Raw genomic sequence first — 26861 nt, 5'->3', positions numbered from 1 at the left:
CCGACCGCTGTGCCACTAGTTGGAGAGCGTGCCCGACTTGCGGACAGTCACGCTGTCGCCGTTCCGGCTGATCTCCACTGCGCCTGCCTGGTTCGGCGTCGAGAGCAGGGCACGCTGACCGGGCGCCAGCACCGAGACGAAGCGGACCGGCGTTCCGGCCTCGCCCTGTGAGAGCGTGGTCACGACGCGATATCCATCGGGCTCGACCGTGTAGTAGGCGACGCCGGATACGTCGCCGAGATGGATGCTTTGGGCTTCGATCGGCCTGAGCCCGCGCGCCTCTGCGGCGCCAAACGAGGCGCCAAGTGAGGCGAGGGCAAAGGCTGTGGCGAGAACTGTGCTGCGGATCGACATGGGATCCTCCATTGGCTTGAGTGTTGGAACCTGGGCGGCGAGCGATTGCCCGTCTGCTCCCTTGCCGGAGGAGATGGTGAGGCTATGATCATCGATCAAACAGATAGGATCGATAATGGCCATCGATGCCGTCAATTTGGGTCGGATCGACCTGAATCTGCTTGTTCATCTCAATGCGCTGCTCACCGAACGGAGCGTGACCCGGGCGGCAGGCTCCGTCGGCATTGGCCAATCCGCGATGAGTCACAATCTCGCCCGCCTGCGCGAACTGTTCGATGACGAGTTGCTCACGCGCGGGGCCGACGGCATGCGCCTCACCCCGCGCGCGATGACCTTGCTCGATCCGGTGCGGACCGCGCTCGCACAGGTCGAGGCGGTGCTGCTGCGCGAGAAGACCTTCGATCCGGCCACGGCGGTGCGGACGTTCAGGCTCGGCCTGTCGGACAGTATGGAAATCCTGATCGTGCCGCGCCTCCTGGCGCGCATGCGCGAGATCGCGCCGGGCATTCACCTGCGGCTCTACAACGTCGATACGTCCCGGCTGCTCGATGATCTCGACGCCGACGAAGTGGATCTCGCGCTCTCCTACGGGCCGATCCAGCAAGGACAATTGCATCACAAACAGCGCGTGCTGTTCACCGAGAGCTTCCTTTGCATGTTCAATGCGGAGAAGACGGGCATCACGCCGCCCATCTCGCTCGAGGACTACATCCGACTTCCGCACGTGCTGACCAGCCTGCGGCCGGGGCGCACCGTGCGCGGCTCTGTCGATGAGGCGCTCGAAGAGCTCGGCCTGCAGCGGTCCGTTGCGCTGACCACGCCGCGCTTCCTCACCGTGCCGTATCTTGTGGCGCAGGCGCCCGTGATCGTCACCATGGGCGCGCGGCTGGCGCGCCGCTTCGCCGCCGATCTCGGGCTCAGCCTCAGTCCGCCGCCGGTGAAGGTGAAAGACGTTACGGTGTCACTGCTGTGGCATGCGTCCTACCATCACGACCCGGCCCATGTCTGGTTGCGGGACCAGCTGGTCAAACTGGTCGCCGAACTGTGAGCCGGCACGGCGGGCGCGTGTCTCCGCCGCGCCTGCTGAACAGGCCTCGTCAGAACTTCTGCGTGATGCCGGCGTAGAAGCCGCGGCGCGGGCCGTATTGCGGCGCGAACACGCCGATGCCGGAGCCGTCGCGGATCTGGTAGACGGTGTCGAACAAATTGACAACGTCGAAGCGCAGCGTGGTCGGCTTGTTCGGTGCGACAATGTTGAAGTCGTGCGAGACGCCGACGTTGACCTGCGCGTAGGGCGGCACCGTGCCAGTATTGGCGAAGCCGTCGCGCAGGCCTGAACCGTAGATCACCGACGCGCTGAACTTGGTGTCGTGCCATTGGTACCAGCCGCCGACCGATGCGGTCAGCGTCTGGGCATGGTCGGTGTTGACGTAATTGTTGGCGATGTAGGCCAGTTCGTCCGGATCGAACAGATACTGGTTCGAGACGACCTGGGTGGCGACTTGCCTCGCGATCGCGACATTGCCGTAGAGATGCAGATTGTCGTGGTCGTATCGCGCGGTCAGCTCGACGCCTTCGTTGGTGCCTTTCGCATAGTTGAAGGCGGTCAGGACGTAGGCCTGGCCGAACTGGCCGTCGTCGAGCAGGTCGGTCGCGATCTTGTAATAGGCGTCCATGCCGACCTCGAGGCCGGGGATCGCATCAACTTTCTGCGTGACGCCGATGTCGAACACGTGCGAGCGCTCCGGCAGCACGGGGTCTTTGGCGGTGGTCGCCGGCTGCGCCGTCGTGTTCTGTACCAGCGCAAGATTGGTCGGGGCAGCCAGCACCTGCTCGGGCGGCGTGAAGTTGCGGGCATAGCCGGCATGGAAGGTCGTGCCGTCAGTGGGCTTCCATGTCAGGCTGATCCGCGGGCTCAGCTGGTTGGCATCGACATATTGCCACATCTGGTCGAAGCGCAGGCCGGCATTGAGCGTCAGCTGGTTCGTGATCTTCCATTCGTCGGCAATGTAGGTGGAGAACAGATATCCGGTCTTGGCGCTTGAATCGAACACCGAGAGCGGCGCATCGATCGGATTGCTGGCGTCGTCGAGCGGCAGAACGGTCGAGCCGTTGTTGACCAGCGAGCGCTCGGCGCTCGACGCGACGCCGAACTTCAGCGTGTGCGCGAAGCCCAGCCTGTAGGAGGTGTCCTCCTGGATGCCGTTGATGAAGCTCTGGCGATAGACGTCCGACGCGACGCCGTTGAAGACGAGATCGCCGACCGGATCGGGCATGAAGTGCAGCTGGCTGTAGCGGTTGAAATAGGCGATCTGGTAGTCGAACCCATCGCCCGACTTCTGGTAGGCCACGACGTTGAACTGATTGAATTCATGCTGCCGTTCGTTGAGCAGCGCGGAATCGAAATTCGAGACGCCGTAGGCGGTGAAGGCCGGAGGCTGGCCGGGATTGTTGGGGATCTGATAGGCGCCGTTGGAGACGCCGCCGATATAGGTCAGCCGGCTGGTCGGATCGATCGCGGTCGAGACATAGGCAAAGCCCTTCTCCTGGTCGGTCCGGTCGTGGATGGCGCTATAGGCCGGCGTCGGGTTCTCGATGCCGACATCGCTGCCGAAATAGCGGCCGGAGACGTAATACTGCGTCTGTCCGATCGTGCCGCCATAGTCGACGCTGGTGGTGAAGGTGCCGTGGCTGCCGCCATAGACGCTGACGCTGCCGGAATTGTTGAAGGCATCGGCCTTGGTCTGGATGTCGAGCACGCCGGCGGTGCGCAGGCCATACTGCGCGGGCAGTGCACCCGTGATCAGCGCCATGCTGCCGACGATCCCGGTGTCGATGATCTGGCCGAAGGCGCCGACGCCGTCGGGGAGCATGATCCCGTTGATACGGTATTGCAGGTTGGCGTGCTCGTTGCGCACGTGCAGCTCGCCGCTTGCGGCGGAGTCCTGCGAAACCCCGGGCGCCTGCAGCAGCGCCTTGTCGAGCGTGGTGTTGGTGCCCTGTGGCAATGCCTCGAGGGCTTGCCGGCTCATCTGGTAGCTGTTGGCGCCGGTGGGTGCCAGCAGCGCGGCGCGGGCCTGGTCGAGCCGCGTGTTCTGGCTTGCGACGGCTTGCGCCTGGGTTTGCTCCGGAGATTCCGGCGTCGCCGATACCGCTCCGGTTCTGCGCGCGCGGTGGCCGCCGCCGCTCGCAACGCGCGTCTTCGGCTTGTTCGGTCCGGACGGCGCGGTGTGGTGCTGCGGCGCCGTCACCGTGATGTCGGGAAGAGTGGTTGTCGGCGCCGTCGTCTGCCCGAATGCGGCGCCGTTCATCCCGTAGACCAAGAGCGATGCAGCGCCGGCGGCGGCGCGTCGTCTCATAATTCCTGACATGTTGGTTCCCGATCTCACGAGGCTGCGATCCGGATCCTCACCGAAGGACGCGGTCGAGCCCGCCGTCGATGCGCGACGGCGAAATTCCCCATTGCTCAAACGGCAGCCGAATGGTGGCCGCGTTCGACGTTCAGTCGTGCAGGGAGTTCAGGAGATCGGAGGCGCGCGCGGCTGATAATGCAGCCGGCCGATATCAAGCGGCGCCGCATAATTGTCGATCTGCCAGGAGAGCAGAGCGATGGCATCGGGCAATTGAAGTGGCGGCAACGCCGGCGCCGGCGTCGCCGTGCTCGTCATCGCTACGACGGCGCAGATAGCGCAGAGATCTACGGCCAGATCGGAATCAGGATTCGAACGAGGCTCGTCGCGCGAGGCGTTCTCGATATGCGCCGCGAACGACGCTGTCGCCTGTGCCGGCGCAATGGCATGAAAATGGCCGAACGACAGCACGAACTGGATCGACAGCGCCAACAGCGCCAGCCGAGCCCCGTGCCTGTTGTTCGAACGAAACCACTTCATGACGACGCCATTTCCGCATCGAGAGGTCACAAGACCGATGGACGGCGCCTGCGACGCGGTGTCGCACAGTTTCGAAAACGTGCCGGTCTGTCAATCTGCATTGCCGGGCAATGCGATCAATTTCCAGGCGATCGGGCGATCTTGCAACATCGCGACGTTGGAAAATGGGGGCCCGGCTTACGCCGCGCCCCCATTCCTCACTCGACGATCGCGGTGACCACGCCGGCACCGACGGTGCGGTTGCCTTCACGGATCGCGAAGCGCGACCGCGCCTCGAGCGCGATCGGCTTGTTGAGCTCGATCGTGAACTCGGCGCTGTCGCCTGGCATCACCATCTCGGCGCCGTCGGCGAGCTGGACGGTGCCGGTGACGTCGGCGGTCCGGAAGTAGAACTGCGGACGATAGTTGGCGAAGAACGGCGTGTGCCGGCCGCCTTCGTCCTTCGTCAGCACATACACTTCCGCGCGGAAGGTCCGGTGCGGCGACGCACCACCCGGATGCGACAGCACCTGACCGCGCTGCACGAGAGCCTTGTCGATCCCGCGCAGCAGGCAGCCGACATTGTCGCCGGCCTGCCCCTGATCGAGGATCTTCCGGTAGCTCTCGATGCTGGTCACGACCGACTTGCGGGTCTCGCCGAGGCCGACGATCTCGACCTCGTCGCCGATCCTGATCGTGCCGCGCTCGACGAGCCCGGTCACCACGGTGCCGCGCCCCGCGATCGACTGCACGCCCTCGATCGGCATCAGGAACGGACGATCCTTCGGCCGCTCGGGCAGCTCGATAAAGCTGTCCAGCGCCTCGAACAGTTCGAGGATCGCCTGATCCGCCAGCGGACCGTGCTCGCCGCGCAGCGCGGCCATCGCCGCACCGCGCACGACCGGCGCGTTGTCGCCGTCATACTGGTACTTCGACAACAGGTCACGCACCTCGATCTCGACGAGATCGACCAGTTCCGGATCGTCGGCGACATCGCACTTGTTCAGGAACACCACGATGCGCGGCACGCCGATCTGGCGCGCGAGCAGGATGTGCTCGCGCGTCTGCGGCATCGGTCCGTCGACGGCCGAGACGACCAGGATCGCGCCGTCCATCTGCGCCGCGCCGGTGATCATGTTCTTCACATAATCGGCGTGGCCCGGGCAGTCGACGTGCGAGTAGTGGCGCGCCGCCGTCGAGAACTCGACGTGGCTTGTCGCGATGGTCAGGATCTTCGTATCGTCACGCGTACCTTGCGCGGCCGACGCCTTGGCAACGTCCTGATAGGAGACGAACTCGCCCCAGCCGTGATCGGCTGAAACCTTCGTCATCGCTGCCGTCAGCGTCGTCTTGCCATGATCCACGTGGCCGATCGTGCCAACATTGCAGTTGGGCTTGAGGCGGATGAACTTCTCTTTGGCCATGGGACACCTGTGGTGTTCGAGCTCCCGTGCTGGTTTGCACGACTCGTGGCACCGCGAGAGCCCGTTCGGCGCCAGGAGCCGCTTCCGCTCCGGGCTACCTTCCAATGTCAGGTGTGACGTGGGGTCAGGTCCAAAGCAGAATGGCGGCGGACGAGGGCATTAGCCCTCCCGTCATCAGCACTGATGCTCGCTGTGACTGCCGCATGTTGGAAACCTGGGTCGCTCGCTCTACAAAAGGAGGCGCGTACATAAGCGGTCGCCACGCAATTGGCAAGAGGCGGGGCTGTCGCGCCGAAGTGCAGCACTGGCATTGTCGACGTCCGACGGGTATAGTTTGGCCGCACGTGACGGTAACCCTATGTCCACTTTCGCAAGCAAATCCGGTCTCGCAATCATCGCCGCAGTGCTCTGTCTCGGCGCCCAGCAGGCCAACGCCCAGGCCGGCCCTGTGCGCTACTGGACGCCGGGCTCGCTGTTCGGCTTCGGCGGCAGCCTGGCCGATGGCCAGAAGGCGGACACTTACGGCAACTTTCCGGGCTTTGACGCCACCGCCCCGCAAGGCGGCGACTTCTCGTATCTGAACGGCCGTCCGGATGGCTGGTTCATCGGCGGCGAAGGCGGCCGCGCCGGCTGGAACACGCTCGGTCGATCGGCGGCGTTCGGCTCGCTCGAATATCAGGGCGCGCAGGTCGGCTACAATTTCAAGGGCGTCGGCGATACGCCCGTGACGTTCTTCGCCGGCTTCGACTCGTTGAAATACAATCCCTCCGGCGCCGGCGGTCCGCTGGCGCCGTTCAGCGGCAATCCCGGCGTCAACGCCGGGTATACGGCACGTGCGGGACTCGAGTTCCGCCCGACCTCGAATGTCACCCTGTCGTTCGGGGCCGGTTTCACCCAGCAAGGGGCGGAGCGCATGGACAGCGACATCTATTCGCAGCTGCTGCCCGGCCAGTCACCGGTTCTGTTCGGCGGCCGCTAGCGCGAAGCCGGCAGCCTGACGGTAGCGCGTCAGCGCAAGACCACAGCGTTGCGATCCTGATCCAACCAGAACTTCAATCAGAACCAAGAAGGCTCGAGCTCGCGAGCACAATCAGGATCGAACCATGGACATGCAAGGCAAGATCGCACTCGTCACCGCCGCGGCATCGGGCGCCGGTCGTGCCGGCGCGCTCATTCTCGCGCGCGAGGGTGCTGCGGTCGCGGTGGTCGACCAGAACGAGGCCGGCGCGAAGGCGGTGGTCGAGGAGATCAAAAAGGGTGGTGGACGTGCGCTGGCGCTGGCCGGCGATCTGCGCGACGACAAGTTCTCGCGCGATATCGTTGCTGCGACCGTGAAGGAGTTCGGTGCGCTCGATTGCGTGTGGAATCATCTCGGCATTCCCGGTCCGTCTGTGATCGACGATCTGGAAGGCTGGGATCTCAGCGTCGATCTCAATCTGCGCTCGCAGCTGATCACCACCAATGCCGCGCTCGGGCAGATGACGACGCGGCGGAAGGGCAGCATCCTGTTCACCGCATCGACCTCGGGCCTGGTCGGCTCGCCTTGGAGCCCGACCTATTCAGCGGCCAAGGCCGGCGTAATCGGTCTCGCGCGGGCGCTCGCCAAGCGTCACGCCAAGGACGGCGTGCGCGTCAATGCGATCTGCCCTGGCGCGATCGACACGCCGATGCTGCGGGTGTTCGTCAACCGGCCGGACCAGCCGGGCCACAACGAGGCTGACCCCGAGGAATTGATCAAGGCTGCGGTGACCCGCAATCCGATGGGCCGCGCCGCGCGCCCTGAGGAGATCGCCGAGGTTGCGGTGTTCCTGCTGTCGGACAAGGCCTCGTTCGTCACCGGCATCGCGATGCCGGTCGACGGCGGGACGGTGGCTTAGCGCTAGATGAGTTCATTTTGAATCGAGCCGCGGGATCCGCTTCACCTCGCGCCGCGTGCGGGGAGAGGTCGGAACGCATCGCAAGATGCGTTCCGGGTGAGGGGGAGTCTCCGCGAACACAGTTACCACCGAATCTGCGGAGACGGCCCCTCACCCCAACCCTCTCCTCGTAAGAACGGGGAGAGGGAGTGCGGTGCGCCCTAGAACTTCGCCCTGATGCCGGCATAGGCGGCGAGCGGCATGCCGGGCACGAAGGTGCGCGGATCGCTCAGCTGCGCCATCAGGTTGGGCAGACCGCCGGCGCTGGCAAAGCCGCCCGTTTGATAGAACGCGCCGCTCAGATAGTAGCGCTGGTTGAACACATTGTTGATCAGGCCGAACACCTCGATGTTCTTCGTGAGCTGATACGACGTGTGGAGATTGACGACCGAATAGGCCGGCACCTTCGGGCTCTGGTTGGTGTAATCATGGATGATCCACTGGCTGCCCACGACGTTGAGGTCGGCGCCGACCTTCCACGCATCTGTCACGTTGTAGTCGACGCCGGCCTTGAAGCGGTGCGCGGGAATGCCTGGGATGTGGTCGCCCGGCATGACGTTGACGAATTGCGCGCCGGCATCGTTGGTCAGGGCATTCGGATTGTTCGGCGAAGACAGTGTGACCGCGCTTCGATAGGTGGCGTCGACAAAGGTGTAGTTGGCGTAGGCGTTCCAGCGATCGATGCGATAGTCGAGCTTGGCCTCGATGCCCTGCCGCAAGGTCTGCCCGGCATTCTGGAAGAAGCCGAAATTGTTGACGCCGAGCGGGCTCGTAACCTGGATGATGTCGTCGTCGGACAGGGTGTGGAACACGCCCAGGCCCCAGCTCAGCATGCCGGTCCTGGCGTCGCGGCCCCAGCTGCCGCGCAGGCCGGCCTCGACGGTGTGCGACACCACCTGCTTGAGCGGCGGGTCGGCCACCAGGAAGGTGTCGATCATGCAGGGATGGTTGGGATCGGAGCAGCCGAGCTCCAGCGGCGTCGGTGCGCGGTTGGCTTCCGAATAGCCGGCATAGGCGGTGAGGTTCGGGGTGATCTTGAAGGTGCCGCCGATCACCGGGTTGAAGCGCTGGAAACGATTGCTGCTGTTGAGTAGGTCGTTGGTTCCGGTCTGGTCCTGCAGGTCGATCTGGGCATAGTTGAACCGTCCACCGGCCGTGACCGAGAACCTGTTCGTCACGTCGAACGTGTCGGTGAGGTAGACGCCGGTGTAGGTGTTGGTGGCGCGCAGATCGACCGGGCTGAGGCCGGCGTCGGGCTGGTTGATGAAGACCCCGGTGCCCGTCACGAACAGATTCTGGTCGACGGTGCCGAGCTCGCTGGTCGCAGTAAACTTGGTGTTGCCATGGTCGACGCTGACGCCCATGACGACGTGGTTGTCGTGCCCGAACAGTCTGTCGGTATTGGTGAACTGGGCCGTGCCGCCGAAACTGTTAGTGGCAGCTCGGTTGCGATCGAGCTCGCCAAGGAAAGCGTTGCCCAGCGTGTTCGGAGTCGCGGGACCGTCCGCAGGACCGAAAACCGGGAGGCCGTCGCCGATGCACAAGGTCGTGGGATCGTCGCACGGCGCAACGTCAGTGCCGTTGCCGTCGACATGGGTCTGCCGGAAGCCGCGGAAATAGGCGTTGCCCTGGAACGACCAGGTGTCCGAGAAATTATGGCTCAGCGTGGCGTTGACGAAAGCGAGCTGCAGCATCGTCGATTGCGGCCAGGTGTAGACGCTCGACCAGCGCTGGTTGAGCATCTCGACCGGCGTTGCGGCGACGTTGCCGAGCAGATTGCTGGCGCCGGTGAAATTGACGTGGAATTCGGTGTCATCGTTGCGCGCGCCGATGTCGACATACATGCGGTTGACGTGCGACGAATTGGCATAGTCGCGCCAGCCGCGGTCATAGGCGGATTCGAACACGGCATAGGCCGAGATATTGTCCTTCTGGCCGCCGGCCTGCACGCTGCCCTGCACGCGCCCAAAGGAGCCGCCGAACACTTCACCCTCGACGCCCTGATAGGTGAAACCGTTCTTCATCTGGATGCTGAGCGCGCCGCCGATCGCGTTGAGGCCGAACACGGGGTTATTGGGAACCAGCGACACTCGGTCGATGGCCTTTTCCGGGATGAAATCCCAGTTGACCACGTCACCCCAGGATTCGTTGACGCGGACGCCGTTCTGATAGACCGCGATGCCCTGCGGCGTTCCCTGAACCGGCGAGGCGACGAAGCCGCGATAGTCGAGATTGCGCTGGAAGGGATTGCCGGTCTGATCGGTCAGCGTGACGCCGGGCAGCTTGCGGTTCACCGAGTCAAGAAAGTTCGTCGAATAGTTGCGGCTGAAATCCGCCGAGGTCAGCACCTCGGTGTTGGACGGGATCTTGTCGCGATCAAGCAGGCTCGAGTCGCGGTCGGACGGACCAGGGACCCCGGTACCGCCCTCGGGCGCCGCCGCGGTTTGCACCGGCGCGGCCCGTGTGCGGGCGGTTCGCGAGGTCCGCACCACCGGCCGGGCGGCAGGCTTGATGCTGCGTGTGCCTGACAGCGGCGAGGGGGCAATCACGGTGACCGGCGGTAGTTCGGTCGGGGCAGGGGTCTGGGCCTGCACCATCGTCAGCGGCGCTGCAGCTCCGATGGCGGTGAGCATGGCCGCAACGCCGCGCGTAATGGCCGAAGAAGACAAAAATCGTGTTGCCGTAAGCAACAACGCACCAGCCATAACGCCCACCCTGTTGTCCCGGTTCGGCTTTTATCCCCGACGAACCTTGGTTTTGAGACTGCGGGAGCGCTGGTGCTTTGGCAAACAAGATGTGTCCCGGAGGTCCGGGATTCTTTTCCATCCGAAATCGGGAAAAATTCCCGATGCCGGTCGACGGGCCCGCCAACCGGCTGCGCGGTGGTGATTCTCGCCGGTTTTGCGGAGACTTATGCCCAAGAGGCAGGCATCCCGCCTCCTGGGCGGCGGCCGCAGGTCAGTCCTTGAACTCGCAGCCGAGCCGCTGCAGGGCCTCATCGACCCAGCGGCGGTCACTGGTGCCGGCGAGGATCTGCTGGATGGCCTTTTCCTCGGTCGCCTTCTTGGCCTCGGTCAGCTTGCAGACGGCCTCGGCGTCGTCATGCGGCACGCAGAGCACGCCGTCGTCGTCGGCCACGATGAGATCGCCGGGCTCGACGATCATGCCGTCGATCGAGATGGCGCAATTGATCTCGCCCGGGCCGTCCTTGTAGGGCCCGCGATGGGCGACGCCGGCGGCAAACACCGGGAACGATCCGGCGCGGATCGCGCCGGCATCGCGGATCGAGCCGTCGATCACGAAGCCCGCGACGCCCTTCTTCTCGGCCAGCGTCGACATGATCTCGCCGATGATGGCGTTGACCAGGACGCCGCCGGCGTCGACCACGATCACGTCGCCCGGCTGGGCGAGATCGATCGCCTTGTGCACCATCAGATTGTCGCCGGGCCGGGTCTTCACGGTCAGCGCCGGGCCGCCGAGCCAGCCGCCCGCATGCATCGGCCGCAGCCGGTTGGTGCCGGTGATCCGCGACATCACGTCGCTGATATTGGCGACCGGCAGCGTGCGGTAGCGCGCGACGAGGTCGGGCGACACTTTCCGCTTCGCCTTGTGAATTACAAATCCTATGGCCATCGGTGTTCTCCGGTGTGTTGTCGGCGCGGTCGGCTAGTGTGCGCGGCGGTCGAGATGGGCGTTGAGGCGCGGATAGACCCGGCGGGCATTGCCTTCGAATATCTTGGCCTTGTCCTCCGCGTTCAGCGGCAGCGCGTCGATGTAGCGGCGGGTGTCGTCGAAGTGATGCCCGGTCTCGGGATCGATGCCGCGGACCGCACCGACCATCTCCGACGCAAACAGGATGTTCTCGACCGGGATCACCCTGGTCAACAGCTCGATGCCGGGGAGATGATAGACGCAGGTGTCGAAGAACACGTTCTTCAACAGATGCTCCGACAGCGGCGGCAGCTTCATGTCCTGGGCGAGGCCGCGGTAGCGGCCCCAGTGATACGGCACCGCGCCGCCGCCATGCGGGATGATGAAGCGCAGGGTCGGGAAGCGCTTGAAGATGTCCGAGGTCAGGAACTGCATGAAGGCGGTGGTGTCGCCGTTGAGGTAATGCGCGCCGGTGCCGTGGAAGCAGGGATTGCAGGACGAAGAGACATGGACCATCGCCGGCACGTCGAGCTCGACCATCTTCTCATACAGAGGATACCACCATTCATCGGTCAGCGGCGGATCGCACCAATAGCCGCCGGCGGGATCGGGATTGAGGTTGCAGCCGACGAAGCCGAGCTGCGTCACGCAGCGCTCGAGCTCCTCGATGCAGTTTTTGGGCTGCACGCCCGGGCTCTGCGGCAGCTGGCAGACGGGAACGAAATTCTGCGGGAACAGCGTGCAGACCCGGTGCACGAGGTCGTTGCAGATCGTGGTCCACTCCCGGCTGGTCGCTTCCTTGCCGACATGGTGTGCCATGCCGGCGGCGCGCGGCGAGAAGATGGTGACGTCGGTGCCCCGCTCCTTCTGCAGGCGAAGCTGCGCGCCCTCGACGCTGGTGCGGATCTCGTCGTCGGTGATGCCGAGATTGGTGGTGAGCGGCCGGCGCGATCTGTCGGCGAGGCCGGCGAGCTGCTTGTCGCGGAAGATCTGCAGCTTGGCCGGCTCGGTGGTGTAATGGCCGTGACAGTCGATGATCATGGTTGCGTCCTTGTTGTTCCCCTTGGCAGGGTTGTCAGTGTGCGACGGATGACGGAATCGCGCCCGTCAATTCCGTCTCGCGCGGTTTGACCCGCATGGTGGCGGCGATGGCGGAGGCGACGAACAGGAAGCCGGCGATGCCGACCAGCGCCCAGGAGAAGCTTCCGGTGGAGTCCTTGATCAGGCCGATGCACCACGGGCCGATCAGGCCGCCGAACTGCGCCAGCGTGTTGACCATGGCGATCGCGGCGGCGCCGGCCGCGCCGGTCAGCAGCGAGGCGTTGATGCTCCAGAACAAGGGATTTCCGGCGTTCAGGCTGAAGCCGACGATGCAGAGGAACACGAAGGCCAGCACCGGGCTTGCGACATAGGCGCTGCCGAGCATGGCGACGGCGGCGAGCAGATAGACGGCCGCGAGATGAAACTTGCGGTCGCCTGTCTTGTCCGAGCTGCGGCTGACCACGATGGTGCCGACGACGCCGAGCAGCGGCGGGATCGCCGACAGGAAGCCGACCTCGATGTTGCTGAGATTGCCCATGCCCTTGATGATCTGCGGCAGCCACAACAGCAGGCCATAGATGCCGACCAGCGCGCAGCCGAACAACGCCGCCAGCAGCCAGACCCTGATATCGAGCACGCATTCGATCAACCTGTGCTGCCCCTGTTGTTCGATCTCGGCCCGCTCGGCGGCGAGCTCGCCCTCCAGCCAGGCGGCCTGCTCTTTGGTGAGCCAGTTCGCTTTGGCGGGACGGTCGGTCAGATAATAGAGCGTGAAGAGGCCAAGCAGAATGGTCGGCACGCCCTCGGCGATGAACATCCATTGCCAGCCATGCAGGCCGGACGCGCCGTCGAGGAAGGTCATGATGCTGGTCGAGATCGGTCCGCCGAGCACGGCCGAGAACGAGCCGGCGATGATGTAGCCGGCGACCGCGCGGGCGCGATAGCGCGCGGGGAACCAATAGGTCAAATACAGCACCACGCCGGGCATGAAGCCGGCTTCCGCGACGCCGAGGCCGAACCGCATCACATAGAGGCTCAGCGGATTCCAGACAAAGGCGGTCAGCGTGGCGACGAGGCCCCAGGTGATCAGGATGCGCGCGAGCCAGATCCGGGCGCCGAGCCAGTGCAGCATCAGATTGCTCGGCACCTCGAGCACCATGTAGCCGAGGAAGAAGATGCTGGCTGCAAAGCCGAAGATCGCAGGGCTGAGGCCGAGGTCCTTGTTCATCGTCAGCCCGGCGTAGCCGAGATTGATGCGGTCGAGATAGTTGAAGAACATCATGACGAAGAGGATCGGGATCAGCCGCCAATAGACCCGGCGGATGGTTTGCTGTTCGAGTTCGCTGACGGACGCCTGGCCCATTGGAATCCTCCCTTGCTTTCTAGTTATCGCGCCTGTGATCCGAGCCGGGCGGAGCGCCTGTTATTCGCGGCGATTTCGCATGGCTGACCGGCTGCGCGTGTTGCCCCTTGGAGCATCCGCGTTTTGGCGCCAAGATCGGGAAACGGACCTGGGAGGTCAAATACCGCTTTGACCCGTCACTTATAGGGAAACGGAATAAGCGATGGATTACAGGCAGCTTCGCTACTTCATCGCGGTCGCCGAAGAGCTCAGCTTTAGCCGCGCCGCCAAGCGGCTGCATGTCAGCCAGCCGCCGCTGAGCACGCAGATCAAGGCGATGGAGGAGGAGCTCGGCACCCAGCTGTTGTCGCGGACGCGGCGTGCGGTCGAGCTCACCCAGGCCGGCCAATTGCTGCTGGAGCACGCACGGCGTGCCGTCAGCGAGCTCGATCTGGCGTCGGAGACCGTGCGCCGCGCCGCGCGCGGGGAGGCCGGCGCCGTTCGTGTCGGCTTTACCGACTCGGTTCCGATGCTCGAGATGTTCGCCGTACTGTTCCGCAGCTTCCGCGGCAGCTATCCGCGGGTGAAGATCGAGCTCAGGCACATGTCGACGGCAAAACAGTTGCAGGCGCTGGCCGACGCCGAGCTCGACGTCGCGATCATGCGGCCGCCGCTGGATTTCCGGCCGGCGGCCGATCTGCAGGTTCATGTCGTCTGGCGCGACCGGCTGATGGTGTTCCTGCCGATCGATCATCCGCTTGCCGCCGCACCCGGCAAGCTCAGCGTTGCCGACCTTGCCGAGCACGAATTCGTCGGCATGGCGGAGAGCGGTTGCGGCGTCGGTGACCAGGCGGCGATGCTGTGCCGGCGCGCCGGCTTCGCGCCGCGGATCGCGCAGGAAGCGCATGAACTGCGCACGGTGCTTAGCCTTGTTGCGGCCGGGATCGGACTGTCGATTCTGCCGTCATGCTACCAGCAGGCCGGTGTCATGAACGTTGTCGCGAAAGCGCTGGACACGCCGGATGCGGAGAGCCGCATGCTGGTGGCGATGCGCTCGAACGCCTCGCTGCTGCCGCGCCGGTTCGTCGAATGCGCGCTGCAGGCGGCGTCGCGAAGTGCACCGCCGCTGGTCCCCGAGGTCGCTGCGGCGATCCGCTGATCGAGCTGCGCCGAAGGCAAACGCGCGCGCTTGAGATGGCGACCTGCCGTGCGTGGCACGCGACGGTCCGCGCTCCCATACTTTCGTCGGCCGTAGTCTCCCGGAATGCAGTCTGGCGTCACTCTTGCATACTTCAATGCAAGGTGCTGGGGCGCCGATTCGTCGTGTTTCGCCCGCGACGGCAATGTCGCCGGCGAACAGTAAGTGATGCGCGCCCGCAGCTGGATCAGATCTGCGGAGACCACAACATGCACGCCATCACGCGTGCGGCACTGCTGCTGGGGGCGATGTGGCTGACATCGCCGACCCTGGCGCGCGACGACGGCCGCTACGCCAATTCACCTCTGAAACCCTGGTTTGAAAGCCTGCACAGCGGCTACGGACAATGCTGTTCCGACGCCGACGGATCGGTGGTCGCCGATCCGGACTGGGAGTCGGACCACGGTCATTATCGCGTGCACATCGACGACGAATGGGTCGTGGTGCCGAACGAGGCCTTGATCACCGAGCCGAACAAGATCGGCCGAACCATGGTGTGGAAGCACTATATCGACGGCCACCCGCGCGTGCGCTGCTTCATGCCGGGCAGCATGACCTGAGGCACTGTCTTACGCGGGCGTATGGCGTGTGAGGAAGCGCGTCACCACGCCGCCGAGCGTGGCGTGGTCGAGAGGTGCGGTGAGCGACGCCTTGGCGGTTTCGACCACGGCATCGGGCGCGAGGCCGCGGCGCAGATCGCACAGCGCGTCGGCGTAGTCGACGGTGAATTCCGGATGCGGTTGCACCGACAGCGTGGTGCCGTTGGCATAGAGCAGCCCGGCATGCGGTGTGAACGCGGACGCCATGATGGTGCGTGCGGAGGCGGGCGGGGCGATCACCTGGTCCTGATGCGAGGCGGCCGCCGCGATCGTCTCGCCGTCGATCAGCCCGTTGTCCGGTGCCAGCCGATAGACGTGACGGCCGATGCCCCAGCCTTTCTCCGATTTGCGCACGGTGCCGCCGAGCGCCTGCGCGATCAGCTGGTGGCCGAAGCAGACGCCGACCATCGGAACGCGCTTGTCATGGGCCGTGCGCACGAAGGCTTCGAGCGGCGCGATCCAGGCGACATCGTCATAGACACCGGCCGCCGATCCCGTGATCAGGATCGCATCCAGTGTGGCCGGATCCGGAAGTGCCTCGCCGTTGGCGACGCCGACGACGTCGCAGGCGACCGACGGATCGGCCGTGGCCACCATCCGCTGGAACATCTGCGGATAGCTGCCGTGGCGCTCGCGGAACTGCGGACTGACGAGCCCGGTTTCGATGATGGTGATGCGGGGCATGGAACGCGCTGACGGATGGGCGGGGATGCCTCAGCGTTTACTCCGGAAGCGCTGACGGCCGCAAGCTGTGCGGCGCGGCCGCCGGTCAATTCCGCGACGGCGCCATCGCGTCGATCGTTGCGGTGTGCTGCGCCGCCGGCGTCGTGCTGAAGATCGCCGGTATCGGGCTTTCGATCGTCGGCGTCGTCGCGACGATCGCAGGCTCGGTGCGGTAACGCGGCAGCTGATCCTCGAGCGAGTAGCCGACGCAGAGCGCGAGGCTCGACCAGACCGCCATGCTGAAATACAGCGACATCCAGGCGATCTCCTCGCGCCACTCGGCGATGTCGTGGGTCACGACCCAGCGCCGGCTGACGTCGCGCAGGCCATCGAGCGGATGCAGCAGCGTGCCGCCGGCGGCGAGATTGGCGCGCCAGCGGTTCAGATACATCGGGACGTCGACGGTCATCAGGAAGGCGAGGAAGGCGGCGATGCCGACGATCGCGACGATGAAGGCCCAGCGCACCGGGCCCTGAAACTCGGGCAGCAGCCGGCACAGCGCGATCCCGACCAGGAAGAACACCACGGCCCAGATCGAGTTCTCGATCGCGTTGCAGAGATAATGGGTGGTCAGCACCGCATACCAGGAGAAGCATTCCGCAATCACGATCAGCGGCACGATGATCCAGGCGATGTTGATGGTGGTCTCGGCGCCGGTCATGGTGCCGAGCTGATACAGGATGATCGCCCATTGCGCGGCGAAGCAGACCTCGGCGACGGTCGCGACGGTGCGGCCGACCACGACGCTCGACAGCCAGGTGTCAAACAGGCAGATGCGCTGCACGTCGGCGCGCGGCAGCACCGAGCGGAAGGCGCAGCCGAACACATAGGCCGCGCAGAGCAGTAGCATCAGGCCGATGCCGGACGTATTGCTGAGGCTGCCGTTCGACTGCTCGTGGAACTGTCGGTACAGCGCGAACCAGATCGCGATGTTGGCGGCACTGACGAGGCTCAGGAAGCCCCACCACCGGACCACCGGATTCGACCAAGCCAGCGAAACCGGCCGCGCCCGCCACTCCATGCTCATTCACCGCTCCGCGTGTAACCGAACTGATATTGAATTGTAGCAATTCTGTCATAGAAGGCGGCGAATCACGACTAAAAAATACGTGTGGCGCGGGGCCGGGCGGCTCCGATTGTGACAGCGTTTGTGACAGCGCGGCGTTTGTGACAGTGAGCGCGTGGCTGCGCGGCCCACGAAACCTCCCCTTGTCATTCCGGGATGCGCCGAAGGCGCAGGCCCGGAATCCATCGGGCCGCCGGGTTGCGGTTGAATGGATTCCGGGCTCGCGCTTCGCGCGCCCCGGAATGACGATGGAGGGAGTCCAGCCTTCGTGATCGTGATCGCAGTTGGCGCCCGCCCCCGTAGGCAGGCATCGCGCGATCATCTATTGAACGGCCTTCCTTTTTCGGGCCGAACCCGCACGGGCGGCTTCAAGCCAAGGCGCCTTGCGACGACGGATATGACGGCCAGCTACGATCCGCTGTTGCGCAGGATTCACTGGGCGACGGCGGTGCTGTTCATCGCGGCCATGCTGATCGGGTTTTATTGCGGACTGCAGCCGGCAGGGACGTCGCCGCGGCGCGAGCTGCTCGAGGTGCACAAGTCGCTCGGCGTCACCCTGTTCTTCCTGGCGATCCTGCGGCTGATGGTGCGCGCCGTGACCACGGCGCCGCCGGAGCCGGGCTCGTTCTCTCCGCTGGTCAGGATCGCGGCACGGCTCAATCACTGGGCGCTCTACGCCATCCTCTTCGTGATGCCGGTGACCGGATACATGTTCTCGTCGGCCGGCGGGTATTCGCTGCGCTATTTCTGGACCTTCAGCTGGCCGCGCCTGTTCGCCGACAACAAGGCGGTCGCGGAGGCCGGCGAGCTCGCGCATGGCCTGCTTGCCTACTTCGTTTATGCGGTGGTCGCGCTGCATATCGCGGCGACGCTCTGGCATGTCGTCGTCAAGAAGGACGAGACGCTGGCACGGATGTGGCCGCGCGCGAGCCGCAATCAGTTCTGACGCGGCGGTCGGCCTTCAGCCGCGCAGCGCGGTTTCCGGAATGGTGCGGCGAACGACCTCGCGCATCGCGAAGCTGGAATGGATGCGGGCGACGCCCGGCATCCGCGACAAATGCTGCTTGTGGATGCGCTCGAAGTCGGCGATGTCGCGGGCGATGACCTGCAAATGATAATCGTCGCTGCCCGACATCAGATGGCAGGACACGACGTCGGGGCAGCGCGCGATCGCGGCCTCGAAGGCTGCGAGATAATCCTCGCTCTGCTTCTCCAGCGTGATGGTGACGACGACGGTTGTCACGAGGCCAAGCGCAGTCGGTTCGAGGTCGACGCGGTAGCCGCGGATCACGCCGATCTCCTCGAGATGGCGGATGCGCCGCGCGCAGGCGGTCGGCGACAGCCCGACCTTCTCGGCAAGCTCGATCTGGCTCGCGCGAGCGTCGGCGACCAGCTCGGCGAGGATTCTGAGATCGATACGATCGAGACCGTCCACGCAGTTTTCCTTCGATGGCTGAGCTGGAAACGAAGGATATGAGCGTATCTGCATGTGCACAAGCTGGAATTCGCTGAGAAACGCCATGTGACGAGGAATAGCCTTGAGGCTAACGGAAACGAATCCTTCAAGGAGCGGACCATGCGCATCGGCGTGCCCAAGGAAATCAAGGTCGAGGAATATCGGGTCGGGCTGACGCCTGCCTCGGTGCGGGAATATGTGGCACATGGCCACGAGGTGGTGGTCCAGCGCGGCGCCGGTGACGGCATCGGTGCTGGCGATGACGTCTACACCCAGGCCGGCGCACGGATTGCCGACACCGCCGAAGAGGTGTTCTCGGTCGCCGAGATGATCGTGAAGGTGAAGGAGCCACAGCCGTCCGAATGGATCCGGCTGCGCGAGGGCCAGATCCTGTTCACCTATCTGCATCTCGCGCCCGACGTGCCGCAGACCGCGGGGCTGATCGCCTCCGGCTGCACGGCGGTCGCCTATGAAACCGTGACCGATGCGCATGGCGGGCTGCCGTTGCTCGCGCCGATGAGCGAAGTCGCAGGCCGGCTGGCGATCGAGGCCGCGGGCGCTGCGCTGCGCAAATCCGCCGATGGCATGGGCAAGCTGCTCGGCGGTGTGCCGGGCGTTCCGCCGGCGCGCGTTGCGATCATCGGCGGCGGCGTGGTCGGCACCCACGCGGCGCGGATGGCGGCAGGCCTTGGCAGCGACGTCACCATCCTTGACCGTTCATTGCCGCGGCTCCGCGCGCTCGACGACCTCTTCCTCGGGCGCGTCCGCACCCGCTACGCCACGCTGGAAGCGATCGAGCAGGAGGTTTTCGCGGCTGACGTTGTGATCGGCGCGGTGCTGGTGCCCGGCGCCAGCGCGCCGAAACTTGTCTCGCGCGCGCAGCTTGCCGGCATGAAACGCCGTGCGGTGCTGGTCGACGTCGCGATCGACCAGGGCGGCTGCTTCGAGACTTCGAAGGCGACCACGCACCAGGCGCCGACCTATCTGGTCGACGACATCGTGCATTATTGCGTCGCCAACATGCCGGGCGCGGTGCCGGTCACCTCGAGCCACGCGCTCAACCACGCCACCTTGCCGTTCGGCCTGGCTTTGGCGTCGAAGGGACTGCGCGCGCTGGTCGAGGATCCGCATCTGCGCGCCGGCCTCAACGTCCATCGCGGCCGCATCACCAACCGCGCGGTGGCCGAGAGCCAGCATCTGTCGGCCGTGATGCCGGAGGAAGCGCTGGCGTCGTAGGAATTTCGACGCGCATTTGTAGCCCGGATGCAGCGAAGCGAAATCCGGGGCCGATCTCTCCGCGGAGGGACTGCCCCCGGATTGCGCTTCGCTGCATCCGGGCTACGGCGCCACATCTGTCAGTTCTTTCAGCCGGCTCTGCATAACTTCAATGATGTGCGCGCGCTTTGCCGCGATTCGTTCGATTGGTCCGCCGATGCCGATCGCGAGCGGCGCGCGTCGCTTTGGCAGGGGAACGAGCATGCCGATTGTGTTTGCGCCCGGCGTCGTGCGGCCGCTCGACTCGGAAAAGCCGCGGCGGCGGATGCGCTCGACCTCTTCGAGAAAGGCCGCTTCGCGAACGCGCGCCGACTGACTCGGCTCCTCAGCGTTGTTGCGACGGATGATACCGCGAATTTTGGTGTTTGGCATTTGGCTCAGCAGCACGTGTCCGAGCGCGGTGCGAACCATCGGTCGTATTTGACCGGCATTTGCAATGAACTGAAGCTGATTGCCGCCGGGGACAACGTGTAGATATCGCATCCCGGCGGCGCCGGCCTGTTGTCCAAGCATGACGGTCTCGCCGCCCGTTGCGGTCCAGAGTTCCTCCATCAGATCGGTGAGCTTTCGATCACGGAACGGAGAACGGCGGATCCAATCACCAAGCAGATTGACCCGGTAGCTGGGGATGAAGCGCCGGGTCTGTCGGTCGTATTCAAGGTAGTTCAATTCAACGAGGCTGCGAAGCAACACGGACGTGCTCGATTGGGGCATCTCCAGCGCGGAAGCTATTTCAGTCACGGAAGCAGCCCGCTTTGTTTCCCGAAAGAACTCCAGAACCGCAAACGACCGCATGGCCGATTTGACGATGGCCGTCTTATTCGCGTTCGGCATGGCTGTCTCCGCGGCGGGTCAATGACCGCGCCTCCATCACATATGTGATGTTAGGGCAAAACCGCTTCACTTGACGACAACTTTGGCACAGATTGGCGTCAATAAGATCAAGCCGCATGGAAACGCAGAGAGCGGGGGAAGGCGGATGCCCGGACGAAGTTTGCTTGAGAAGATCTGGGACCAGCATGTCATTGCCCGCCTCAGCGAGGACACGGACCTCCTGCATATCGACCGCCATCTGCTGCACGATCTCGGCGGCTCGCGCGGCCTGCTCGATCTCAAGAGCCGTGGCCTCAAGGTTCACAATCCCGAACTGACGTTTGCGACGCCGGACCACGCGCTCTCCACGGCGCCCGGCCGCGCCGGAACCAGCAAGATCGGCATGGAATTGCTGGCCGCGCTGCGGACCGAGACGGCGGCGAGCGGCATCACGCTGTTCGATGTCGACCAGCCCGGCCAGGGCATCGTCCACGTCATCGGGCCGGAACTCGGCTTGAGCCTGCCGGGCGCGACGATCGTCTGCGGCGACAGCCACACCTGCACCCATGGCGGCCTCGGCGCGCTCGCTTTCGGCATCGGATCGAGCGAGCTCACCCATGTGCTGGCGACGCAGGCGCTGATCCAGCGCCGGCCGAAGACGATGCGCGCGCGCTTCGAGGGCAAGCTGCCGCTCGGCGTCACTGCCAAGGACATGATCCTCGCGCTGATCGGCCATATCGGCGCCGCCGGCGGCACCGGCTACGCGGTCGAATATGCCGGCAGTGCGATCCGTGCGCTGCCGATCGAAGGCCGGCTGACGATCTGCAACCTCTCGATCGAGCTCGGCGCCAAGATGGGCATGGTGGCGCCCGACGAGACAACATTCGAATTCCTGCGCGGCCGTCCCTATGCGCCGCAGGGCGAGATGTGGGATCTCGCGGTCAAGGCATGGCGCGAATTGCCGAGCGATCCCGATGCGGTGTTCGACCGCGAGGTCGTGATCGATGTCGAAAAGATCATCCCGCAGGTGACCTGGGGCATCAGCCCCGAGCATGTCGTCGGCGTCGATGGCCTCATTCCCGATCCGAAGTCGGTCGACGATCCCTTGCGGCGCGCCGCGATCGAGACCGCGCTCGAGTATATGGGCCTGCAGGGCGGCGCGCCGATCGCCGGCACGCCGGTCGACTGGGTGTTCATCGGCTCCTGCACCAACAGCCGGCTGAGCGATCTGCGCGCCGCGGCCGAGGTCGCGCGCGGCCGCAAGGTCGCCGCCGGCGTCCGCGCCTGGGTGGTGCCGGGCTCGGAAAACGTCAAGCGCGAGGCGGTCGCCGAAGGGCTCGACAAGATCTTCATCGACGCCGGCTTCGAGTGGCGCGAGCCGGGCTGCTCGATGTGCCTTGCCGCCAATGGCGAGGTGGTGGCGCCCGGGCAGCGTTCGGTCTCGACCTCGAACCGCAATTTCGTCGGCCGGCAGGGGCCACGCGCGCGGACACATCTGGCGAGCCCCGCGAGTGCGGCGGCCTCAGCCATTGCCGGCGCGATCGCCGATGTCAGGATGATGGGGCGCCAGTGATGCCAAAACCGTTCGACAAGCTCACCGCGACCGCTGCGCCGATCATGCGCGCCAATATCGATACCGACGTGATCATCCGCATCGAGCGCCTGGTCGGCAATTCGATCCGCGGCACGCTCGGCAAATGGGCGTTCGGCTCGCTGCGCTATCTGGCCGACGGCTCGGAGAATCCGGATTTCATCCTCAACCGCGAGCCGTATCGCGATGCTGAGATTTTGGTGACCGGACCGAACTTCGGCTGCGGCTCGTCGCGCGAGGGCGCGGTGTGGTCGCTGCAGGAGCGCGGCATTCGCGCCGTCATCGGCTCCGGCTTCGGCGACATCTTCTTCGCCAACTGCTTCCAGAACGGCATCCTGCCTGTCGTCGTCGACAAGGCCGTGGTGGATTCCCTTGCCGCCGACATCGCGGCGACGCAGGGCGCCGGCAAGGTCTCGATCGACCTCGAGGCGCAAACCATCGTCTCGCCGTCAGGCGCGCGGCATTCCTTCGAGATCGATCCGCGGCGGCGCGAAGGGCTGTTGAAGGGACTCGACGAGGTGGCGCTGACATTGCAGCGCGACGACGAGATCCACGCCTTCCAGGCTGCCGACCGCATGGCGCGACCCTGGATTCATTTTCAGAGCACACCCGCTTCAAGGACACCCGTTTCAAGGACATCTGCATGAGCACGCAATCCAACATGGTCAAGGTCGCCGTCGTCGGCGGCGAGGGCATCGGTCCCGAGGTCACCGCGCAGTCGCGCCGCGTGCTCGAGTGGTTCGCGGCTAAACGGAACGTGCCGATGACCTTGCGCGAGGCGCAATACGGCCTGATCCCGTATCTGGCGACCGGCAAGGTGCTGCCGGAGGATACCGCGGAGGCGATGGACGAGGCCGACGCCATCCTGTGGGGCGCGACCGGCGGGCCGGAAACGACCGAAGTGCCGGCCGCGGCGCGCAAGGCCGGCAGCCTCTTGGGCATGCGCAGCAAATACGATCTCTACGCCAATTTGCGGCCGATCGTGGCGAGCCCGGCGCTGTCGGCATCCGCGCCGCTCAAGCCCGAGGTGCTCGACGGTGTCGACTTCGTCATCATCCGCGAATTGACCAGCGGCATCTATTTCGGGGAGCCGCGCGGCATCGAGACCTTACCGGATGGCCAGCGCCGCGGCTTCAACACCGAGCAGTACACGACGAACCAGATCCGCCGCGTGGCGCGCTCGGCGTTCGAGCTGGCGCGGACCCGGCGCAACAAGGTCTGCTCGGTCGACAAGGCCAATGTGCTGGAGACCAGCGTGGTCTGGCGCGAGGAGGTGATCAGGCTGCACAAGGAGGAGTTCTCCGACGTCGAGCTGACCCATCTCTATGTCGACAACGCCGCGATGCAGATCGTGCGCGAGCCGCGGCAGTTCGATGTCATGGTGACGGGCAACATCTTCGGCGACATCCTGTCCGACTGCGCGGCGATGGCCTCGGGCTCGCTCGGCATGTTGCCGTCGGCCTCGCTCGGCCCGGTGGATCGCTTCGGCCGGCGCAAGGCGCTGTATGAGCCGGTGCATGGCAGCGCGCCCGATATCGCGGGCAAGGGCATCGCCAATCCGCTCGGCTCGATCCTCAGCGTCGCGATGCTGCTGCGCCTGACGCTGAATCGCCCTGAGGATGCCGACCTGCTGGAGCAGGCGGTGCACGCCGCGCTCGCCTCCGGCGCGCGCACCGCCGATATCGCCGAGGCCGGGGCGAAGAAGCTGTCGACCGCCCAGATGGGCGACGCCGTGCTCGTCGCGCTCGACAAGATCTCGGCGAAGGAGCACGCGTGATGGCGCGCCTCACCACGCCCCACCTTTCAAGGCGATCGGCACTGACGGTGATCGCCGCGGGCGGTGCGGCGCTGGCGACCGGGCGTGGATGGGCGCAGGCGGCCACCGGCCGCGCGATCTATCCGGTCGCGGTGCCGGTCTATCAGACGCAATTCGTTGCGGACCGCATCGGCTACTTCAAGGAAGCCGGGCTCGACTGCAAGCTGGTGCAGGGCGGCAGCGGCGTGAAGACCCGCGAGATCATCGCCTCGTCGCAGGGCGACATCGGGATCGGCGACGTCACCCATCCGATGCAGCTGACCAATCACGGCCGCGCCGCGCGTGTGCTGCTGCCGGTCGACACACGGTCGAACTCGGTGATGTTCATCCTGCGCAAGGATCTGAAGGACCAGGGCATCAATTCGCTGGAGGCCTTCACGCAGTGGAAACGGCCCGACGGCCGCAAGCCGATCGTCTCGGTCTCCTCGCTTGGCGGCACCAACCATGTCTGGGCATCCTACTACATGGAAACCATGGGACTCGACGACAAGGTGACCTGGATCGGCACCGGCAATGTCGACACCATGCTGGGGTCGCTGAAATCGAAGCAGGTCGACATCCTGGTCTCTTCGCTGTCGCTGTTGAACGAGGCGCAGCAGCAGGGCTGGGGCGAATTGCTGTTCGACGGCACCGACGAGGCGATCTGGAACAAGCATATCGGCGGCAAGGTACCGGTAACAGCGCATTTCACGCTGCAGGCCACCATCGACAAGGATCCGGCCAAGATGCAGGCCTATGTCACCGCGCTATGGCGCGCATCGCAATGGATCAAGACGCACAAGGCGGCCGAGGTCTATGATGCCATCGAGCCCTATGTCGGCAGCACCTCGCGCGATGCCAATCTGCTGGAGATATCAGCGATCCAGAAGGTCGCGGACTATGAGGGTATTGTCGACGCGGCGAGCTTCGCGCGCGGCGAAAAGGTCTGGTTCCGCGAGATGACCGGCATCAAGCCGCTCAAGATCGCCGAGGTGGTCAACTCCACTCTCATTGACGCGGCGCGAAAGGCCTATCCGGGTTGAGTGCGCTCGAGACAAGCGCAACCCTGTCGCCGCGCGCCTCGGCCGACCGCCGCGTCGAGGTCAAGGGCCTGAGCAAGTCGTTCCAGCTTGCGAAGACCACGATCGAGGCGGTGCGCGATGTCTCTTTCGACGTCCGCCGCGGCGAGTTCGTCGCGCTGCTTGGGCCGTCGGGCTCCGGCAAGAGCACGGTGCTCAACATGATCGCCTCGCTGATCCGCCCCACCGGCGGCGAGATCCTGATCGACGGCAAGCGCGTCATTCCCGGCAAGGCGACGCCGAATGTCGGCTACGTCTTCCAGCGCGACACGCTGTTTCCCTGGCGGACCGTCGGCGACAACATCGGCTATGGGCTGGAACTATCAGGCGTACCGGCTCAGGAGCGGAAAGAGCGCATCGCGCAATGTGTCGCGCAGGCAGGCTTGAAGGGATTCGAGAGCGCCTATCCGTCGGCGCTGTCGGGCGGCATGCGGCAGCGCGCGGCGCTGATGCGGACGTTGATCGTCGAGCCGCAGATCCTGCTGATGGACGAGCCGTTCGGCGCGCTCGACACTCACACCAAGATCGACATGCACGAGGTGCTGCTTCGGATCTGGGAGCGCGAGCAGCAGACCGTGCTGTTCGTGACCCACGATCTCGGCGAGGCGCTGACCTTGGCCGATCGCATCATCCTGTTCTCGGCGCGGCCGGGCCGCATCAAGGACATGTTCGCAGTCGACTTCGCGCGCCCGCGTGATGCGGTGAAGGTGCGTGAGACTCCGCGCTATGCCGAGCTGTTCCAGCACATCTGGCACTCGCTCGGTGAGGAATTCGTCAAGGGCCGCAGCGCATGAGGCGATACGGCATGCTCAGCACGATCGGCTGGCAGGTCCTGATCTGCGCCGTCGTGCTGTCGGTGTGGCAATGGGGCTACGATCTGCGCACCAAGCTGCCGTGGCTGGTGCCCGACCTGCTCGATCCGTACTTCATCTCGAAGCCGTCGATGATCTTCGACAACTTCCTGATCCAGAGCTGCCTGACGACCAAGCTCGGCGTCTTCAACGGCTGGTTCAACGGCGAGTTCGCAAAATGCTTGGCGCGCAACGAGAACAATCTCTGGGCCGCGACGGCGATCACGCTGAAGAACACCTTCTTCGGCTTCGTCACCGGCGTGGTCTCTGGCTTCGCCGCCGGGCTGATCCTCGGGCGCTCCGATCGGCTCAGCGCGATCTTCCAGCCGTTCATCACCGCGGTGAATTCGATCCCGCGGATCGCGCTGGCGCCGATCATCGTGCTGGCGTTCGGGATCGGCGACATGTCGAAGATCGTCACCTCCTGGATCGTCGTGGTGTTCCTGGTGTTCTTCAACACTTTCGAGGGCGCGCGTTCGATCGACGAGGGTTTCACCAACGCGGCGCGGCTGCTTGGCGCCAGCGAGTGGCAGATCACCCGCACCGTGGTGATCCCCTCGACCATGGCCTGGGTGTTCGCTTCCCTGACGCCGGCGATCTCCTTCGCGCTGATCGGCGTGATCGTCGGCGAGTTCATCGGCGCCGAGCGTGGCATCGGCCGGCTCATCATCGAGTCCGAGGCGCGCGGCGAGGCCTCGGGCATGATGGTCGCGGTCGTGGTCTTGATGCTGGTCGGTGTCGTGCTGTCCGCGATCATCTGGCGGCTGCAGGCCTATCTGCTGCGCTGGCAGCGGCAGCGCAGCGCCGAGTAGGAAGCG

General features: G+C 65.1%; 25 protein-coding genes. 13 read left to right on the top strand and 12 right to left on the bottom strand.

The features are described 5' to 3' along the window. Nucleotides 1-15 precede the first annotated feature (15 nt). Entirely contained in the window at nt 16-354 is a 339-nt protein-coding gene (locus AAFG13_RS19425; protein WP_342713024.1) for a hypothetical protein, read from the bottom strand. A 115-nt stretch (nt 355-469) separates the two neighbouring features. On the opposite strand from AAFG13_RS19425, the gene AAFG13_RS19420 reads away from it, so the two are divergent. Then, complete coding sequence (locus AAFG13_RS19420) at nt 470-1402, top strand: LysR family transcriptional regulator (RefSeq protein ID WP_342713023.1); 933 nt, start codon at nt 470-472, stop codon at nt 1400-1402. A gap of 49 nt (nt 1403-1451) precedes the next feature. On the opposite strand, the gene AAFG13_RS19415 is transcribed toward AAFG13_RS19420, so the two are convergent. The 3 genes from AAFG13_RS19415 to tuf all read right to left on the bottom strand — a co-directional run bounded on the left by AAFG13_RS19415 (nt 1452) and on the right by tuf (nt 5647). Further along, the gene (locus AAFG13_RS19415) at nt 1452-3713 is read right to left on the bottom strand and encodes a TonB-dependent receptor (protein WP_342713022.1); all 2262 of its coding nucleotides are present in this window, start codon (nt 3711-3713) and stop codon (nt 1452-1454) included. 159 nt (nt 3714-3872) lie between these two features. Beyond that, on the bottom strand, nt 3873-4196 hold the full coding sequence (locus tag AAFG13_RS19410) for a hypothetical protein (protein WP_342713021.1): 324 nt from the start codon (nt 4194-4196) through the stop codon (nt 3873-3875). A 245-nt stretch (nt 4197-4441) separates the two neighbouring features. Then, nucleotides 4442-5647 carry an elongation factor Tu gene (gene tuf / locus AAFG13_RS19405; RefSeq protein ID WP_212315761.1) on the bottom strand — a complete coding sequence of 402 codons (1206 nt, stop codon included), beginning with the start codon at nt 5645-5647 and terminating at the stop codon, nt 4442-4444. A 358-nt stretch (nt 5648-6005) separates the two neighbouring features. Between tuf and AAFG13_RS19400 the strand changes: the two genes are divergently transcribed. After that, nucleotides 6006-6626 (top strand): hypothetical protein, encoded by a 621-nt coding sequence (locus tag AAFG13_RS19400; protein WP_342713020.1) that lies wholly within the window; start codon nt 6006-6008, stop codon nt 6624-6626. Between the two features lie 124 nt (nt 6627-6750). Beyond that, nucleotides 6751-7524: an SDR family NAD(P)-dependent oxidoreductase gene (locus AAFG13_RS19395; protein WP_212315757.1), complete on the top strand. Its 774-nt coding sequence runs from the start codon at nt 6751-6753 to the stop codon at nt 7522-7524. A gap of 200 nt (nt 7525-7724) precedes the next feature. Here AAFG13_RS19395 and AAFG13_RS19390 read toward each other — a convergent pair whose 3' ends face one another. The 4 genes from AAFG13_RS19390 to AAFG13_RS19375 form a co-directional block, all read right to left on the bottom strand. Beyond that, nucleotides 7725-10196, bottom strand: coding sequence for a TonB-dependent receptor (locus AAFG13_RS19390; RefSeq protein WP_342713019.1), 2472 nt, complete (start codon nt 10194-10196; stop codon nt 7725-7727). Nucleotides 10197-10521: 325 nt separating this feature from the next. After that, a complete protein-coding gene (locus tag AAFG13_RS19385; protein WP_212315755.1) occupies nt 10522-11196 on the bottom strand; it encodes an RraA family protein in 675 nt (224 codons plus the stop codon). A gap of 33 nt (nt 11197-11229) precedes the next feature. Next, nucleotides 11230-12255 carry an amidohydrolase family protein gene (locus tag AAFG13_RS19380; RefSeq protein WP_212315753.1) on the bottom strand — a complete coding sequence of 342 codons (1026 nt, stop codon included), beginning with the start codon at nt 12253-12255 and terminating at the stop codon, nt 11230-11232. 34 nt (nt 12256-12289) lie between these two features. Further along, nucleotides 12290-13618: an MFS transporter gene (locus tag AAFG13_RS19375; protein ID WP_342713018.1), complete on the bottom strand. Its 1329-nt coding sequence runs from the start codon at nt 13616-13618 to the stop codon at nt 12290-12292. A 202-nt stretch (nt 13619-13820) separates the two neighbouring features. Here AAFG13_RS19375 and AAFG13_RS19370 point away from each other — a divergent pair, with 202 nt between their 5' ends. Together AAFG13_RS19370 and AAFG13_RS19365 are read left to right on the top strand one after the other, a co-directional pair. Further along, nucleotides 13821-14756: a LysR substrate-binding domain-containing protein gene (locus AAFG13_RS19370; protein WP_212315749.1), complete on the top strand. Its 936-nt coding sequence runs from the start codon at nt 13821-13823 to the stop codon at nt 14754-14756. A gap of 248 nt (nt 14757-15004) precedes the next feature. Continuing rightward, nucleotides 15005-15355, top strand: a complete 351-nt coding sequence (locus AAFG13_RS19365) for a hypothetical protein (RefSeq protein WP_212315747.1) — start codon at nt 15005-15007, stop codon at nt 15353-15355. A 9-nt stretch (nt 15356-15364) separates the two neighbouring features. Here AAFG13_RS19365 and AAFG13_RS19360 read toward each other — a convergent pair whose 3' ends face one another. Together AAFG13_RS19360 and AAFG13_RS19355 are read right to left on the bottom strand one after the other, a co-directional pair. After that, a complete protein-coding gene (locus tag AAFG13_RS19360) occupies nt 15365-16078 on the bottom strand; it encodes a gamma-glutamyl-gamma-aminobutyrate hydrolase family protein (RefSeq protein ID WP_342713017.1) in 714 nt (237 codons plus the stop codon). Between the two features lie 85 nt (nt 16079-16163). After that, nucleotides 16164-17138, bottom strand: coding sequence for a hypothetical protein (locus AAFG13_RS19355; protein WP_249132348.1), 975 nt, complete (start codon nt 17136-17138; stop codon nt 16164-16166). Nucleotides 17139-17580: 442 nt separating this feature from the next. Here AAFG13_RS19355 and AAFG13_RS19350 point away from each other — a divergent pair, with 442 nt between their 5' ends. Beyond that, nucleotides 17581-18129 (top strand): cytochrome b, encoded by a 549-nt coding sequence (locus tag AAFG13_RS19350; RefSeq protein WP_342713016.1) that lies wholly within the window; start codon nt 17581-17583, stop codon nt 18127-18129. Nucleotides 18130-18144: 15 nt separating this feature from the next. Here AAFG13_RS19350 and AAFG13_RS19345 read toward each other — a convergent pair whose 3' ends face one another. Beyond that, nucleotides 18145-18672, bottom strand: coding sequence for an Lrp/AsnC family transcriptional regulator (locus tag AAFG13_RS19345; protein ID WP_212316444.1), 528 nt, complete (start codon nt 18670-18672; stop codon nt 18145-18147). Nucleotides 18673-18759: 87 nt separating this feature from the next. Between AAFG13_RS19345 and ald the strand changes: the two genes are divergently transcribed. Further along, complete coding sequence (ald, locus tag AAFG13_RS19340; RefSeq protein WP_176533261.1) at nt 18760-19875, top strand: alanine dehydrogenase; 1116 nt, start codon at nt 18760-18762, stop codon at nt 19873-19875. 102 nt (nt 19876-19977) lie between these two features. Here ald and AAFG13_RS19335 read toward each other — a convergent pair whose 3' ends face one another. Then, the gene (locus tag AAFG13_RS19335) at nt 19978-20748 is read right to left on the bottom strand and encodes a helix-turn-helix domain-containing protein (RefSeq protein ID WP_342713015.1); all 771 of its coding nucleotides are present in this window, start codon (nt 20746-20748) and stop codon (nt 19978-19980) included. Nucleotides 20749-20893: 145 nt separating this feature from the next. On the opposite strand from AAFG13_RS19335, the gene leuC reads away from it, so the two are divergent. From leuC to AAFG13_RS19305, 6 genes are read left to right on the top strand one after another with little or no spacing between them, the layout of a single operon-like run. Then, entirely contained in the window at nt 20894-22300 is a 1407-nt protein-coding gene (gene leuC, locus AAFG13_RS19330) for a 3-isopropylmalate dehydratase large subunit (RefSeq protein WP_212315739.1), read from the top strand. Then, nucleotides 22300-22965, top strand: coding sequence for a 3-isopropylmalate dehydratase small subunit (gene leuD, locus AAFG13_RS19325; protein ID WP_342713014.1), 666 nt, complete (start codon nt 22300-22302; stop codon nt 22963-22965). Before leuC ends, leuD begins: the two co-directional genes overlap by 1 nt. Continuing rightward, nucleotides 22962-24095: a 3-isopropylmalate dehydrogenase gene (leuB, locus tag AAFG13_RS19320; RefSeq protein WP_342713013.1), complete on the top strand. Its 1134-nt coding sequence runs from the start codon at nt 22962-22964 to the stop codon at nt 24093-24095. The genes leuD and leuB overlap by 4 nt, the downstream gene beginning before the upstream one ends. Then, on the top strand, nt 24095-25156 hold the full coding sequence (locus tag AAFG13_RS19315) for an ABC transporter substrate-binding protein (RefSeq protein ID WP_342713012.1): 1062 nt from the start codon (nt 24095-24097) through the stop codon (nt 25154-25156). The genes leuB and AAFG13_RS19315 overlap by 1 nt, the downstream gene beginning before the upstream one ends. Continuing rightward, a complete protein-coding gene (locus AAFG13_RS19310) occupies nt 25153-25986 on the top strand; it encodes an ABC transporter ATP-binding protein (protein ID WP_342713011.1) in 834 nt (277 codons plus the stop codon). The genes AAFG13_RS19315 and AAFG13_RS19310 overlap by 4 nt, the downstream gene beginning before the upstream one ends. Continuing rightward, nucleotides 25983-26855: an ABC transporter permease gene (locus AAFG13_RS19305; protein ID WP_342713010.1), complete on the top strand. Its 873-nt coding sequence runs from the start codon at nt 25983-25985 to the stop codon at nt 26853-26855. The genes AAFG13_RS19310 and AAFG13_RS19305 overlap by 4 nt, the downstream gene beginning before the upstream one ends. Nucleotides 26856-26861: the final 6 nt, after the last annotated feature.

The sequence above is a fragment of the Bradyrhizobium sp. B124 genome (assembly GCF_038967635.1).
Lineage (GTDB): Bacteria > Pseudomonadota > Alphaproteobacteria > Rhizobiales > Xanthobacteraceae > Bradyrhizobium.
This window is presented reverse-complemented; position numbering and strand designations above follow the sequence as displayed.

Coding starts and splice junctions, on each gene's coding strand:
- AAFG13_RS19425 (WP_342713024.1), bottom strand. CDS start 354: ATGTCGATCCGCAGCACAGTTCTCGCCACAGCCTTTGCCCTCGCCTCA.
- AAFG13_RS19420 (WP_342713023.1), top strand. CDS start 470: ATGGCCATCGATGCCGTCAATTTGGGTCGGATCGACCTGAATCTGCTT.
- AAFG13_RS19415 (WP_342713022.1), bottom strand. CDS start 3,713: ATGAGACGACGCGCCGCCGCCGGCGCTGCATCGCTCTTGGTCTACGGG.
- tuf (WP_212315761.1), bottom strand. CDS start 5,647: ATGGCCAAAGAGAAGTTCATCCGCCTCAAGCCCAACTGCAATGTTGGC.
- AAFG13_RS19400 (WP_342713020.1), top strand. CDS start 6,006: ATGTCCACTTTCGCAAGCAAATCCGGTCTCGCAATCATCGCCGCAGTG.
- AAFG13_RS19395 (WP_212315757.1), top strand. CDS start 6,751: ATGGACATGCAAGGCAAGATCGCACTCGTCACCGCCGCGGCATCGGGC.
- AAFG13_RS19390 (WP_342713019.1), bottom strand. CDS start 10,196: ATGCTCACCGCCATCGGAGCTGCAGCGCCGCTGACGATGGTGCAGGCC.
- AAFG13_RS19385 (WP_212315755.1), bottom strand. CDS start 11,196: ATGGCCATAGGATTTGTAATTCACAAGGCGAAGCGGAAAGTGTCGCCC.
- AAFG13_RS19380 (WP_212315753.1), bottom strand. CDS start 12,255: ATGATCATCGACTGTCACGGCCATTACACCACCGAGCCGGCCAAGCTG.
- AAFG13_RS19375 (WP_342713018.1), bottom strand. CDS start 13,618: ATGGGCCAGGCGTCCGTCAGCGAACTCGAACAGCAAACCATCCGCCGG.
- AAFG13_RS19370 (WP_212315749.1), top strand. CDS start 13,821: ATGGATTACAGGCAGCTTCGCTACTTCATCGCGGTCGCCGAAGAGCTC.
- AAFG13_RS19365 (WP_212315747.1), top strand. CDS start 15,005: ATGCACGCCATCACGCGTGCGGCACTGCTGCTGGGGGCGATGTGGCTG.
- AAFG13_RS19360 (WP_342713017.1), bottom strand. CDS start 16,078: ATGCCCCGCATCACCATCATCGAAACCGGGCTCGTCAGTCCGCAGTTC.
- AAFG13_RS19355 (WP_249132348.1), bottom strand. CDS start 17,138: ATGGAGTGGCGGGCGCGGCCGGTTTCGCTGGCTTGGTCGAATCCGGTG.
- AAFG13_RS19350 (WP_342713016.1), top strand. CDS start 17,581: ATGACGGCCAGCTACGATCCGCTGTTGCGCAGGATTCACTGGGCGACG.
- AAFG13_RS19345 (WP_212316444.1), bottom strand. CDS start 18,672: ATGCAGATACGCTCATATCCTTCGTTTCCAGCTCAGCCATCGAAGGAA.
- ald (WP_176533261.1), top strand. CDS start 18,760: ATGCGCATCGGCGTGCCCAAGGAAATCAAGGTCGAGGAATATCGGGTC.
- AAFG13_RS19335 (WP_342713015.1), bottom strand. CDS start 20,748: ATGCCGAACGCGAATAAGACGGCCATCGTCAAATCGGCCATGCGGTCG.
- leuC (WP_212315739.1), top strand. CDS start 20,894: ATGCCCGGACGAAGTTTGCTTGAGAAGATCTGGGACCAGCATGTCATT.
- leuD (WP_342713014.1), top strand. CDS start 22,300: ATGCCAAAACCGTTCGACAAGCTCACCGCGACCGCTGCGCCGATCATG.
- leuB (WP_342713013.1), top strand. CDS start 22,962: ATGAGCACGCAATCCAACATGGTCAAGGTCGCCGTCGTCGGCGGCGAG.
- AAFG13_RS19315 (WP_342713012.1), top strand. CDS start 24,095: ATGGCGCGCCTCACCACGCCCCACCTTTCAAGGCGATCGGCACTGACG.
- AAFG13_RS19305 (WP_342713010.1), top strand. CDS start 25,983: ATGAGGCGATACGGCATGCTCAGCACGATCGGCTGGCAGGTCCTGATC.